Genomic DNA, 12,541 nt, shown 5'->3' with positions numbered 1-12,541 from the left:
TTGCGTTGGAAAACAACGGCTTTGTTAGCGTTGAGGTATGAAAAGAGTACTCGCCACTATTATCTGTTTGCTTTGTGCCACTGCCGCCTGCTCAGGCTCACCCAGTGCCGGCTCCTCGGTATCAGCTTCCGCGACATCCCCATCAGCAGCGAAAGCATCGCCGACGCCGACGTATACGCTTCCGCCACGCCCGAAGGTTGACAAACCTCAGTTCACTCCGACGGGTGAACTTCGCCAAGATCTCGAGGCGTTTGGCCGCTATGCACTCAAGGTGTACAGCTACACCATGGCTACTAGAGATCCCTCGCTGTGGGAGAAGCTAAGCGCTAAAGGATGTAAGTTTTGTAATGAAACTCGGGATGAGGTTAAGCGAACAAAACCTGGCCAATGGTCCAAGGTCGATTTCGAGGTAAAGAAAAGCGCTGTGTTTGATTCCTCAGAATACGAAGATGTGTATAGGCTCGATTATCTTGTTAATCGATCAGAATATACCGAATATGAACCCACAAAGAGTCACTCATTGAAACCAGATAGTCACACAGTCACGATTGCTGTTGAAGTAGATGGCAAGCAAATACGTGTTGTTTCGTGGGGTATTGCGAAGCCAGAAGCTTTCGGGACGAATGTAAAATGATTGCTGAACTTCTTATCGTATGCTCTTGCTTCCACATTGAAGTACCAAAGTGGGATGCGAATATTGCGAATGACAGTACCGTATATGTCGATCTACGAGGTGCCGTTACTCGGCCAAGAGTCAGACATAGCAAAAATGCAGTACCGAAATCAGAGGCACAGATCCGTTTTGAAAAGTTGGTGCATGATGCGCGTTGGGAAAATAATCCGCTTGCACTAATCCCTGGTGTCCAACGACGTGATGAAGATTCATGCTTGTGGAGATTGCGTATCAACGCAGTCCCAGAAGAGACAATTCGCAGGGTATGCGGAGATGATGTTGCGAGTGCAAAATCGCCGAGCGTCGATGACGTGGTTCAATATCTCAATGCCCGAGTAGTTGAATTTCTTCAACCAGGCAAGATTACCTGGCAACCCGCCCGTAATGCACTAGTGAATAAAGACGTTTACTTTTCCACAACAGCGCGTGCCTTAGAGAAAACAGTTTCCGTTCTCGGAGTTTCTGTTCGCTTGCGCGCTCAGCCTATTGGCTATACGTGGGATCTTGGTGACGGCCGCCAATTCTCTACTGAGAATCCAGGTGGAACATGGCCACGGGGAGATGCGCATTGGCCTTATTCGACACCCGGGAACTATATGCCCTCAGTAAAGATCGAATGGGTAGTTGACGTTAGTGTCGGGGGAGAGTCACGGAGGCTCGGCACTCACGCCTATACGCTTGCTCGGGGGAAAACATTGCGTGTTACGGAAGCGGAAGCTGTCCTCACTCGTAGCGAAGAGACACGGTAAGGTGGGAAATATCGACTGACAAGGAGAGATATATGAGCAACGAGCCGACCCCGCCGAAGAATCTTCGAGAACAGTATCGTCAAGCAAAAGAAAATCTGTCGGAGGAGGACGCTGCGAAATTTAAAAAACAACAGCGCCTCATCTTCGCTATTTTTGGAGTGCTCGCAATAGTCACACTGATTTTTGGTTTCTTCTCTGGGCGAGCGATATCAGAAAAGCGTTCGCACACAAACTCTGCGGTCTCTTATAGCCAGAACTGGGAGGTGGTGTGATGTTCAGGCGTGAAAATATTCCTTCGTTTATCGAAAAAGTTTTTCCTCAGAGGCCGACGTCGGCCGCCCCATTGGCAGATGGACGATGGGTTGCAGCATGGCCGACGATGATGGCGATTGTGAGCGAGACATCGCAGGAAGTATTTGAGTGGAGCGAATTCGAATACGGTCGCTGGAACGAGGAAAAGTTAGAGCTTATCCTCGTCCTAACGGAACGGGGACAAACAGCCCCGCTTACGCTCCAACTTGTTGACGGTTCGGACCACAGTGTAGTGACGATGGTTCGTGAGCGTATCGACAGATCTGTTATTTACCAGGTTGTCAGAGAACTCCCGAGTGGAAGTGTTGCGCGAGGGCAGGTGCGCCGAAATGGTCATGAGGAACTCTTCACCGAAATTCTCACACGAGGACAGGTGCCAGCAAGTGATATCGATGCGTTGAATGATGTGGAAACTGAACTTCGCGAAGCTGTCGGTTTACCGCTCTCCAAAAATCTGTAGAGTGACGTGCGACACAGGTGGCGTATTTAAGCCAAAAAGTCGCGATTATTCATTTTGTCATCCGAATAAAAAGTCGCTAAACTATTACTCGTTGCGATCCCGCGTAGCTCAGTGGTAGAGCATCCGACTGTTAATCGGACGGTCACTGGTTCGAATCCAGTCGCGGGAGCAGAAAAGGAAAACCTCGGCAAAGCCGAGGTTTTCCTTTTTGTTACCTGCGTCGCGGGCGCTAAACTTGTCGCATGGCTTATCGCGATATTCGAATTATTGGTGATCCTGTTCTGCGTACGAAGTGTGAACCGATCACAGAAATTACTCCCGGCATCCGAGCATTGGTTGGTGATCTCATGGAAACTGTGAATGAACCTGGCCGTGCTGGTTTGGCTGCGAACCAGATCGGTGTGTCGTATCGGGCATTCTCATGGAATATCGATGGTCAGCGCGGATACATCCTCAACCCTGAAATTGTCGAGGTCTCCACTGAGGAGTACCAAGATGGTGATGAAGGCTGCCTCTCAGTTCCTGAACTGTGGTTCCCCTGCGAGCGTGCCTGGTATGCCAAGGCAGAGGGGATAGACCTCGATGGCAACAAGGTTGTCATTGAAGGCGAAGAAATCTGGGGACGACTCATCCAGCATGAAGTGGACCACCTCGACGGTCACCTCTACATTGATCGTCTCGATCGAAAGACTCGCAAGAAAGCGCTCGCAGAAATCAGAAAGTTCTCATGAGAATTATTGAGGTCATTCTTACTCGACATGCAGCCGCCCAGCGCTCTTACGTATTCCGTATTTTGCAATTGTTACTGCTCTTGGTAACGCGAGAGGAAGCGCTGTAATTAGGGTGACTTCGGACCTCAATTGTGGCATTCTTGACTATGTGACGCCTTGAAGTGTTAAGGGGAATTTCACTTAGAGGAGGTCACAGTGAAAAACAAACACACCACTCGTGGTGTCATCTTCATTCATTCGGTCACACCGGCTGTTCAACCTCACGTTGAATGGGCGGTCACTAGCGTGCTTGGATATCCCGTCCATTTCGAGTGGACGAAGCAACCTGCCCTGCCACAAATGAACCGCGCAGAGGTCTCCTGGGTTGGCGAAGTTGGCATGGGTGCGATGCTTGCCTCAGCCCTAGGAGGATGGGAACATTTACGCTTTGAAATCACCGAGGAGCCGTCCCAGATTTCCGACGGTGGTCGTTGGTCGCACACGCCTGGTCTCGGTATTTTCTATGCGCAGACAGATCAGCTAGGAAACGTTGTCGTTCCTGAGAACCGTATCCGGGCTGCAATCGAGAATTCGGCTGGCGATGCCGATGAACTTCGCAGACTTCTTGACATTGCTCTGGGACAAGCATGGGATGATGAGCTAGAAGTCTTCCGCTACGCCGGAGCTGGAGCACCTGTGCGCTGGCTCCATCGAGTCGGTTAACAAGATGTGATGTGCTGCCTCCGCGCAAATATCATGATTGAGTGGCCAGTCGGTGGTGATCGACTAGCCACTCATTTTTCTGGGAGTTGTTGATATTCCCCATCACCTGCCCTTTGAGAGGGGCAGTAGTGAGATGCCCCTCTCAAAGGCGCGATCGGCGAACAGCAGCTGTTTAACGCACATTCAGCTGCTGCCTTTCTCGCGTGATCGCGAGAAACAGACACAGATCCACGCACACAAGACCTGCGTCTGAATCGAGACATCTGTCATGACGGTGAGATGTCAAAGCCCCGGACAGACAACCGGGAGATGTCTCTTTCGCTCTTCCGTTTGCGACAAAATAAGCATATCGATGACCTCATGATCTGCACAAAGCCTTCACCATGGGTAGTACTACCCATGCGTTCGCCTTGACATTAACGCTTAAAGAAGTCTGCTAAATTTGCAAGTTCTTTTTCCAGATTTTCGGCTGTTTGACCTGGCGAAACATTGCTGTCGTCGGTGTGCTCAGACGTGCCAGCAATGTCACGGGGTACCGACGGAAGAGAAGTATTGCCGCAGTCTTCTTGATCCGAGTTCGCTGATGCCTGAATTTCTTGTGGAAGTGGAGCATCAGAAACTGCAAGTGCAACAAAATCTTTGACAGTGGCAGCATGATCGATCTGCGAATCAAGGAGCTCAACCCGAGCTATCCTCTCAATTGCATATGCCACTTGCCATTTGGCAAGTGTGTCAAGACCGAGATCCTCAACAAGACGAGCTTTAAGAATGAGCTCTGCATCCTCAATTTCTGGGGCAGATTGCTTAAAAGCGAGGCGAACTCGTGACATTGCTTGTTCCATATCAACATTCTATTGCACGCGAGCTAGGCTTCGTAAAACCGAGTAATGTAGAGGTATCTGATGAAAGGAAAGCAATGTCGCGCCTAGTTGAAATTCATCCTGACAATCCTCAAGAACGCCTTGTGTCAAAAGTTGTCGATCGTCTTCGTGGTTCGGGTGTTATCGCGATGCCGACAGACTCTGGGTATGCGCTCGTATGCACAATGGGAAACAAGGAGGGGCTTGAGCGCATCCGACAGATCCGTGGTGTGGGAGAAAACCACCATTTCACTCTGCTATGCCATGACTTTGCGCAGTTAGGAAACCTTGTCATCGTTGACAACCGATTCTTCCGACTGGTCAAATCGCTCACGCCCGGTCCCTACACTTTTATTTTTAAAGGCACTAAAGAGGTTCCAAAAATATCTCTCAACTCCAAAAAATCCACAGTCGGGGCTCGAATCCCTCGCCACCACATCACCCAAACTATTCTGGCGGGCATGGGGGAGGCCCTCATTTCCTCGACGCTTATTCTCCCAGGAAGCGATGAACTCCTCACTGAAGGATGGCGAGTACAAGATGAGCTCGGTGATCGGGTAGATCTAGTGATCGATGGTGACATCGATGAACCACGTCCGACGTCGGTTATTGATTTGTCATCGGGTCAAGCAACAATTTTGCGCGAGGGAGCCGGCGATCTGTCGATGTTTATCCGTGAATGAGCTGCCTCGTGATTGAGAATCCCGCGGTTTTCAATCACGAGGGGAGCCGGCAAATTGTGACTGGTAGAGATCCCAGTACGCACCTTTTGCTGCGAGCAGCTGGTCATGATTGCCCATCTCCACCACATCACCCTCGACCATGACGATGATCAGGTCAGCGTCGCGGATAGTGGAGAGCCGGTGTGCGATAACGAATGATGTTCGTCCTGTGCGTAACTCATTCATGGCTTTTTGAACAAGCATCTCGGTTCGCGTATCGACACTCGATGTTGCCTCGTCCAAAATCAACACTGACGGGTCAGAGATATAGGCGCGCGCAATTGTTAAAAGTTGCTTTTCACCAGCGGAAATGTTGTTTCCTTCGTCGTCAATACGTGTGTCATACCCGTGGGGAAGTTGCGCAACCAATCTATCGATGCCGGTGGCGCGGGCACTTGCGACGACGTCGGCGTGAGTTGCGCCATCACGACCGTAAGCAATATTTTCTTCGATGGTTCCCTCGAAGAGCCACGTATCTTGAAGGACCATGCCGATGCGTTGACGCAATGAATCTTTTGTAAAGTCACGTGTTGATACGCCATCGATCGTGATTTGCCCGGAGTCAATTTCATAGAAGCGCATGAGCAAATTCACCAGGGTTGTTTTTCCGGCACCTGTTGGCCCCACAATGGCGACTTGTTGTCCTGGGCGCACAGTGAGGTTTAGCCCGCGAATCACAGGTGTTTCCGGCTCGTAGCCGAAGTGGACATCGTGGAAGACGATTTCGCCGCGTCGGTGGTTAACATCGACAAGATCGGTGTAGGCCGCGTCCGTATCGCGGTCCATTTCTGACGTATCGAGGAAATCAAAAATGCGTTCGCCTGAGGCGGCACCAGATTGGAGGAGGTTGGCCATCGATGCCACTTGAGCGACCGGTTGATTAAGCTGGCGAGTGTATTGGATGAGCGCCTGGATGCCGCCGATGGTTACTTGACCGGTGATGACCTGAAATCCGCCGTAAATTGCCACAACGACGAATGACAGATTTGATACGAATCCCATCACGGGTTGTGTGAGCTGCGAGAGCGCTTGTCCGCGGTAACTGGCCTGGAAAAGCTTGTCGTTCGATTCGTCGAACACTCGGTCGAACTCGTCCTGCAGATTGAACGAAGTGACGACGTCGGCACCGGTAAATGATTCTTCGACGATCGCTGAGACATCGCCCATTGCGTGCCATTGTTTGCTGAATTGAGGCTTGGCGCGTTTCATGATGACAATCGTTGCCACCATCCCCAATGGGTAGACCGCGAGAGCAGCTAGTGACAGTGACCACGACAGGGTGAACATCACAGCGAGGATGCCGATGAGAGCAAAAATAGATGACAACAGGTTATTGAAAGTTTGCATCAATGTTTGGGTGATGTTGTCAATATCGTTGGTCACGCGTGAGAGGAGATCGCCACGCTGTTGGGCATCGATCCATTTCAGGGAGAGCCGATCGATTTTCGACTGAGCCTCAGAACGAAGTCGTTTGCCGAGGTTCTGAATCGTCACGCGAATGAGGGCGCCACCGACAAAGTTTGTCACCGCAGAGAAAACGTAGAGTCCAATGACGAGGGCTAGCGTGTATCCGAGGGCGGAAAAGTCCACGCCCGCGCCGTTTTTCATCCCATCGACGACGATGTCCGTTCCTGCACCGAGTAAGACAGGCGCGAAAACTTGGCTGACTACGGATGCAAGGATCAAAATCGATAGTGCGATGATTCGTGCTTTTTCATTGCCGAGCATACGTGTGAGGCGTTTGAGAGCGCCAAGGGTATCGCGTGCTTTCGAATCTGGAGCTGCTGCTCCACGGCCGCCTCTCATTCCGCCTCCTCTTGGGTTATTTGTGAATGAACGATTTCTTGGTAGACAGAACATGTAGCGCTGAGCTGCTCATGGGTGCCTTTACCGACGACGCCGCCGCCGTCGAGAACGAGGATTTCGTCGGCGTGGCGGATCGTAGACACGCGTGCAGCGACGATGATCACTCCAACTCTAGTGAGATAGTGGGGAAGTGCTGCGCGCAGACGGGCGTCGGTTGCGTAGTCAAGAGCAGAGAAGGAGTCATCGAAAAGAATGATGTCTGCTCCCAGAAGTCCAGATGCGTCTGGAAGCGCTTTGTAGATTGCGCGAGCGATGGTCAGTCGTTGACGCTGACCACCAGAGAAGTTCTTTCCTCCGGATTCGACCGTTGCGTCGAGCCCGTCGGCGAGCTTACTGACGAATTCCCATGCATCGGCTGCTTTCAACGCTGTGGTGACACGCTCAGCGTCGTACTTGTGGCCAGTACGAATGTGGCCGGAAACGTTTGACGCGATTGTTCCAGAAAAGAGGAATGCTTTTTGTGGGACCATGGCAATGCGTTGGCGAAGCTCAGCAGGATCCAACCGTTTGATGGGGATACCTCCGGCTCGAATTTCGCCGTCTGTGGCGTCAATCATTCGTGGGAAGAGACGTAAAAGTGATGTTTTTCCTGATCCGGTCGAGCCGATGATACCCACTGTCTTTCCCGGTGCCACAGTGAAGGACACGTCATCGAAGACAGAGGCTGATGCGCCGGGGTATCGCAGACCGACGTGATCGAACTCGAACGTCACAGCCCCGTCCGGAAGGCGGTCAGGGGTGGAAGGCGCCACGATCGATGGTGTGGTTTGGAGAATTTCGTTGACACGTTTTGCACAAACTTCACCTCGCGGAAGGAGCATTGCCATCATGCCGCTCATCATGACGGATACCAAAATCATCATGAGATAGGAAATATAGGCAGTTAATGCGCCGACTTGCATTTGTCCTGATGCGATCCGGTGGCCTCCGAACCACACGACGGCGGTTGAGGAAAGACCGACGACAAGTTGAGACGATGGGATCAAGACTGCCCAGAGTAAGCCGATTTTTAACCACGTTGAGCGCAGATCACTATTCGCCTGATCAAATTTGTCTCGTTCAGCTTTCTGTCGAACAAATGCTCGGATCACTCGCACTCCCGTGAGCTGTTCGCGTAACCGGGTATTGATGGCGTCGATTCGTTCTTGCAAGACGCGATAGGTCGGGACGAGGTATGCCATGACCCATCCGATAATGATGAAGAGAACGGGGACAGCGATCGCTAAAACCCAAGCAAGCGGAGCATCTTGACGAATTGCCATGACCACGCCTCCAACGCCCATAATCGGTGCCATCACCATGATGGTGAAGGTGAGGAGAATGACCATCTGGATTTGCTGAATATCATTTGTTGCACGAGTGATCAGTGACGGCGCACCAAAATGATGGGCATCTGTGGCGGAAAAAGATTGCACATGAGTAAACACTCCGCGGCGCAGATCTCGACCAAAGGCCATTGCCGTTTTTGATCCAATATAAATTGCCCCTACCATCGCAGTAATCTGGAGCAACGAGACCAAGAGCATCAGAAGACCTTGTGTCCAGATGAGCTGTGTGTGTCCAGCGAGCACTCCGTCGTCAATGATCGTGGCATTGATTGATGGTAACCACAGGCTAAAGGCGATTTGCACCAGCTGTAGCGCGACAATCGCGGCAACCAAATGTATGCGGCCCACCATAAATTGCCGCACGATGCGCAATAAAGTCACATTTCCTCAATTCTCGAAATCCTATCGGCCAAGCCTACGCTTATCAAGACGTTTGGCGTGCAATGTGTCCTCTAAATTTTGATGATGGCGAACACAACAGGGGATCGTGAACTGAGATAAAAGTGAGGCGTAGCTGGGGAATCTAGCTACGCCTCACTTACTCCTGATGAGGACTACTCCTTACCAGACGTACCCTTCTGCGGGTTGAAGAGGTCGTACTTCGCGATGGCCTCGCCGATCTTAGAACGATCGATTTCGCCTCGATCAGCCAGTGCCTGAAGCGCACGGACTACCATCGATGCTGAATCAATGAAGAAGTGGCGGCGAGCAGCGCGGCGCATATCCGAGATACCAAAGCCGTCGGCACCGAGGACGTAGTAGTCACTTGGCATCCATGGGCGGATCGAATCCTGTGTCTGCTTGTCAAAATCAGACGTCGCGATGAACGGGCCCGATTCGCCCTTGAGCTTGGCGTGTAGATAAGCCTCACGAGGAGCTTCCTCAGGATGGAGGAAGTTATGCTCGTCAGCTTCCAGACCGTCACGACGCAATTCGTACCACGACGTCACGGAGAAGACGTTGGCGTCAACGCCCCAGTCGTTCTTCAGCATTTCGCGAGCCTCACGTGCCCACGGCACACCGACGCCTGAAGCGAGAAGATTCACGCGTGGACCATTGCCTTCGGCCTGGTCAATCTTGTGGATACCACGCAGGATACCCTCAACATCGACGTCTTCCGGCTCAGCTGGCTGGTGGATCGGCTCATTATAGACAGTGAGGTAGTACATGACGTTCTGATCGCGTCCGTCGCTACCGTCACCGTACATGCGCTCGATGCCGTCCTTGACAATATGGCGAATCTCGTAGGCGTAAGCCGGATCGTAGGAAACGATCGCCTTGTTAGTTGACGCAAGGACCTGCGAGTTTCCGTCCATGTGCTGCAGGCCTTCGCCGGTGAGCGTCGTACGGCCAGCCGTCGCACCGAGGATGAAGCCACGCGTCAACTGATCGCCTGCTGCCCAGAATTGATCGCCAGTGCGCTGGAATCCGAACATCGAATAGAAGATGTAAACAGGCACCATCGGGTACTTGTGGGTTGAGTAGGACGTACCTGCTGCCTGGAACGCTGCCACCGAGCCAGCCTCTGTAATGCCGGTGTGCATGATCTGGCCCTTGGTAGATTCCTTGTAGGACAAGAGCATGTCGTGGTCCACAGCAGTGTATTCCTGGCCGCGCGTGTTGAAGATCTTGGCCGTGGGGAACATTGCCTCCATGCCGAAAGTACGAGCTTCGTCAGGAATGATCGGCACGAAACGGTGGCCGAACTTCTTGTCGCGCATGAGCTCCTTGAGGAGACGCACGAACCCCATCGTGGTGGCGACTTCCTGCTTTCCAGAGCCCTTCTTCAACACATCGTAGTGCTTGGCATCCGGAAGCTCGACGCCGCCGACGAAGGGAGCGCGCTTGGGAAGCGGGCCTCCGAGTGCTGCACGGCGATCCATGATGTACTTCCACGCCTCGGAGTTGTGATCTGGTACGTAGTACGGAGCGTTGAACGGATCTTCGAGTGACGACTCCGGGATATCGGTCAGGCCCAGAGTCTCCCGCAGACCATGAAGGTCCATCGTGTTGAGTTTCTTCATCTGGTGTGCGCCGTTACGAGCGGTGAAGTTCGAACCGAGTTCGTAGCCCTTGATTGTCTGGGCGAGGATCACGGTTGGCTTGCCCTTGGTATCCATTGCGCGCTTGTACGCGGCGTAGATCTTCTCAGAGTCGTGGCCACCGCGGCGCAGACCGAAGATCTGATCGTCAGACAGGTCCGAGACGAGCGCTTTCGTGCGCGGATCGCGACCGAAGAAGTTCTCGCGGAAGTAGCCGCCGTCGTTTGCAGAGAAAGTCTGGAAATCACCGTCGAGAGTGTTATTCACCAACGACGTGAGGGCGCCGTCCTTATCTTTTGCGAACAGTTCGTCCCATTCACGGCCCCACAGGACCTTGATGACATCCCAGCCGGCGCCTCGGAACTCTGCTTCAAGTTCTTGGACAATCTTGCCGTTGCCGCGGACGGGGCCGTCGAGGCGCTGGAGGTTCGCCGAGACAACGAAAGTCAAGTTGTCGAGGTTCTGGTAGGAGGCGAAGTGGATCAGACCACGCGATTCGGGCTCGTCCATTTCGCCGTCGCCCAGGAATGCCCATACATGCTGCTTCGAGGTGTCTTTGATGCCGCGCTCAAGCATGTAACGGTTAAACCATGCCTGGTAGATCGCAGAAATCGGGCCAAGACCCAGGGATACTGTCGGGAACTCCCAGAAGTCGTCCATCTGGCGCGGGTGCGGGTAGGACGGCATACCGCGTCCGCCCGAGAAGCGTGATGCTTGCTGGCGGAATGAATCCAGGTCCGCTTCGCTCAGACGGCCTTCAAGGAAGGCGCGCGCATAGTTACCCGGCGAGGAATGCCCCTGCCAGAAAATCTGATCGCCGCCGTCTTCGCTGTCCTTGCCGCGGAAGAAGTGGTTCAAACCTACGTCGTAGAGGGTTGCCTGAGCGGCGAATGAGGAAATGTGTCCGCCAACGTGGATGCCATCGCGCTGCTGGCGGGTCACCATAACGGCAGCGTTCCAGCGGGTCCAGCTACGGAACTCATGCTCGAGTTCTTCGTTACCCGGATACTGTGGCTGTTCGGAAACGGGAATGGTGTTGACATATGGGGTGTTAAGGTCATCGGTGGTTGCAACACCGCGTGAAGCGGCGCGAGCCTTGAGCTCCTTCAGGATGAAGCTTGCTCGTTCGCCGCCGTTGGCGTCGATCATGCCATCCAGAGACTCCAGCCATTCGCGGGTTTCCTCGCGGTCGGAATCGGGAACCTGGTTCAGGAGGCCGTCAATTGTGGGCCTATCCAATGATTCACTCACGTTTATCTCCCTTGTTCTTGTCTTCGGGTATCACCGCAACGCATATTGCGGTGCGCTAGTATCCAATTTACCTTTTTCGGGTCTTTAGCCCTAGTCATTTGGATAAATCGTTGTGGGACAAGGGTCACGTTGAGAGGGACTTCCGGCCTGGAAGGGGTAGCTGAGAGGGGTTGGCATACGTTTCACCTCGCACTGACGGTGCTCAAGTACTTAAAATGAGGTGTCAAATAGCGCGCAGGAAGGAAGAACAAGCGTGTCAACAACCACAGCGCTCGAGCTGGGCTTTTCATCGGGTGCGATTGTGCAGGAGTTTGGTTACGACGACGACGTCGATTTCGATCTCAGAGATCTGATCGAAGAGGCCATTGGTTCCGCGATGGAAGACGAAGACTATACGGCCGTTGCGGATTCGGTTCTCGCGTGGTGGCGTAGTGATGATGGCGATACGGACGATCTTACGGATTACCTTGTTGATTGTGCGGCATCGCTTGAGGGCGCATCGATTATCTGGCTTGCGATCCCCGCACGTGGTGTGGCAGGCCATGTGAATGCGACGGATGTTGATGAAGCCGCTCGTACAGCAGGAATGAACGCTACTTCTTCCCACGGTTTGAAATCTGATTGGATGCTGTACCGCATTGCTGCTCGCGGAAAGTAAGAAGTCGCTAAAGCAAGATAGATCACTTTTTCTTGATCTCGCTACCGAAAGAGCATATCTGTCCCGTAATATCGTTGACGGACTCTTAGCTCAGTTGGTAGAGCAACGCGTTTACACCGCGTAGGTCATCGGTTCGAGCCCGGTAGGGTCCACAGAGCCGGGTTAGCATGATGCTGACCCGGCTTTA

At 52.8% G+C, this 12,541-nt stretch carries 12 protein-coding genes and 2 tRNA genes; 10 read left to right on the top strand and 4 right to left on the bottom strand.

The annotated features are described in order from the left end of the window. The first annotated feature begins 37 nt into the window (after positions 1-37). From P7079_RS05045 to P7079_RS05015, 7 genes are all read left to right on the top strand, one after another. Positions 38-634 (top strand): hypothetical protein, encoded by a 597-nt coding sequence (locus tag P7079_RS05045; RefSeq protein WP_278012202.1) that lies wholly within the window; start codon positions 38-40, stop codon positions 632-634. A 263-nt stretch (positions 635-897) separates the two neighbouring features. Continuing rightward, positions 898-1,422, top strand: a complete 525-nt coding sequence (locus P7079_RS05040) for a hypothetical protein (protein ID WP_278012201.1) — start codon at positions 898-900, stop codon at positions 1,420-1,422. A gap of 32 nt (positions 1,423-1,454) precedes the next feature. Then, complete coding sequence (locus P7079_RS05035; protein ID WP_278012200.1) at positions 1,455-1,694, top strand: hypothetical protein; 240 nt, start codon at positions 1,455-1,457, stop codon at positions 1,692-1,694. Beyond that, on the top strand, positions 1,694-2,194 hold the full coding sequence (locus tag P7079_RS05030; protein WP_278012199.1) for a hypothetical protein: 501 nt from the start codon (positions 1,694-1,696) through the stop codon (positions 2,192-2,194). The genes P7079_RS05035 and P7079_RS05030 overlap by 1 nt, the downstream gene beginning before the upstream one ends. A 97-nt stretch (positions 2,195-2,291) precedes the next feature. Further along, positions 2,292-2,363: transfer RNA gene (locus P7079_RS05025), tRNA-Asn, on the top strand. A 73-nt stretch (positions 2,364-2,436) separates the two neighbouring features. Next, complete coding sequence (def, locus tag P7079_RS05020; protein ID WP_278012198.1) at positions 2,437-2,925, top strand: peptide deformylase; 489 nt, start codon at positions 2,437-2,439, stop codon at positions 2,923-2,925. Between the two features lie 195 nt (positions 2,926-3,120). Continuing rightward, on the top strand, positions 3,121-3,627 hold the full coding sequence (locus P7079_RS05015; protein ID WP_278012197.1) for a DUF3145 domain-containing protein: 507 nt from the start codon (positions 3,121-3,123) through the stop codon (positions 3,625-3,627). 416 nt (positions 3,628-4,043) lie between these two features. On the opposite strand, the gene P7079_RS05010 is transcribed toward P7079_RS05015, so the two are convergent. Then, positions 4,044-4,469, bottom strand: coding sequence for a hypothetical protein (locus tag P7079_RS05010; RefSeq protein WP_278012196.1), 426 nt, complete (start codon positions 4,467-4,469; stop codon positions 4,044-4,046). 74 nt (positions 4,470-4,543) lie between these two features. On the opposite strand from P7079_RS05010, the gene P7079_RS05005 reads away from it, so the two are divergent. Continuing rightward, on the top strand, positions 4,544-5,170 hold the full coding sequence (locus P7079_RS05005; RefSeq protein ID WP_278012195.1) for an L-threonylcarbamoyladenylate synthase: 627 nt from the start codon (positions 4,544-4,546) through the stop codon (positions 5,168-5,170). A gap of 30 nt (positions 5,171-5,200) precedes the next feature. Here P7079_RS05005 and P7079_RS05000 read toward each other — a convergent pair whose 3' ends face one another. From P7079_RS05000 to aceE, 3 genes are all read right to left on the bottom strand, one after another. Continuing rightward, entirely contained in the window at positions 5,201-7,015 is a 1,815-nt protein-coding gene (locus tag P7079_RS05000) for an ABC transporter ATP-binding protein (protein ID WP_278012194.1), read from the bottom strand. Next, positions 7,012-8,784 (bottom strand): ABC transporter ATP-binding protein, encoded by a 1,773-nt coding sequence (locus P7079_RS04995; protein ID WP_278012193.1) that lies wholly within the window; start codon positions 8,782-8,784, stop codon positions 7,012-7,014. The genes P7079_RS05000 and P7079_RS04995 overlap by 4 nt, the downstream gene beginning before the upstream one ends. Before the next feature lie 173 nt (positions 8,785-8,957). Next, positions 8,958-11,696 (bottom strand): pyruvate dehydrogenase (acetyl-transferring), homodimeric type, encoded by a 2,739-nt coding sequence (gene aceE, locus P7079_RS04990; RefSeq protein WP_278012192.1) that lies wholly within the window; start codon positions 11,694-11,696, stop codon positions 8,958-8,960. Positions 11,697-11,949: 253 nt separating this feature from the next. Between aceE and P7079_RS04985 the strand changes: the two genes are divergently transcribed. Together P7079_RS04985 and P7079_RS04980 are read left to right on the top strand one after the other, a co-directional pair. After that, a complete protein-coding gene (locus P7079_RS04985; RefSeq protein WP_278012191.1) occupies positions 11,950-12,354 on the top strand; it encodes a DUF3052 family protein in 405 nt (134 codons plus the stop codon). 79 nt (positions 12,355-12,433) lie between these two features. Then, positions 12,434-12,506 (top strand) — tRNA-Val (locus P7079_RS04980). Positions 12,507-12,541 lie beyond the last annotated feature (35 nt).

The organism is Arcanobacterium canis, from assembly GCF_029625435.1.
Lineage (GTDB): Bacteria > Actinomycetota > Actinomycetes > Actinomycetales > Actinomycetaceae > Arcanobacterium > Arcanobacterium canis.
The sequence above is the reverse complement of the archived record's forward strand: the minus strand, read 5'-3'. Positions and strand labels throughout refer to the sequence as shown.

Excerpts from the sequence above, each read along its gene's own strand:
- P7079_RS05045 (WP_278012202.1), top strand. The coding sequence starts at position 38 with ATGAAAAGAGTACTCGCCACTATTATCTGTTTGCTTTGTGCCACTGCC.
- P7079_RS05035 (WP_278012200.1), top strand. The coding sequence starts at position 1,455 with ATGAGCAACGAGCCGACCCCGCCGAAGAATCTTCGAGAACAGTATCGT.
- P7079_RS05030 (WP_278012199.1), top strand. The coding sequence starts at position 1,694 with ATGTTCAGGCGTGAAAATATTCCTTCGTTTATCGAAAAAGTTTTTCCT.
- def (WP_278012198.1), top strand. The coding sequence starts at position 2,437 with ATGGCTTATCGCGATATTCGAATTATTGGTGATCCTGTTCTGCGTACG.
- P7079_RS05010 (WP_278012196.1), bottom strand. The coding sequence starts at position 4,469 with ATGGAACAAGCAATGTCACGAGTTCGCCTCGCTTTTAAGCAATCTGCC.
- P7079_RS05005 (WP_278012195.1), top strand. The coding sequence starts at position 4,544 with ATGTCGCGCCTAGTTGAAATTCATCCTGACAATCCTCAAGAACGCCTT.
- P7079_RS05000 (WP_278012194.1), bottom strand. The coding sequence starts at position 7,015 with ATGAGAGGCGGCCGTGGAGCAGCAGCTCCAGATTCGAAAGCACGCGAT.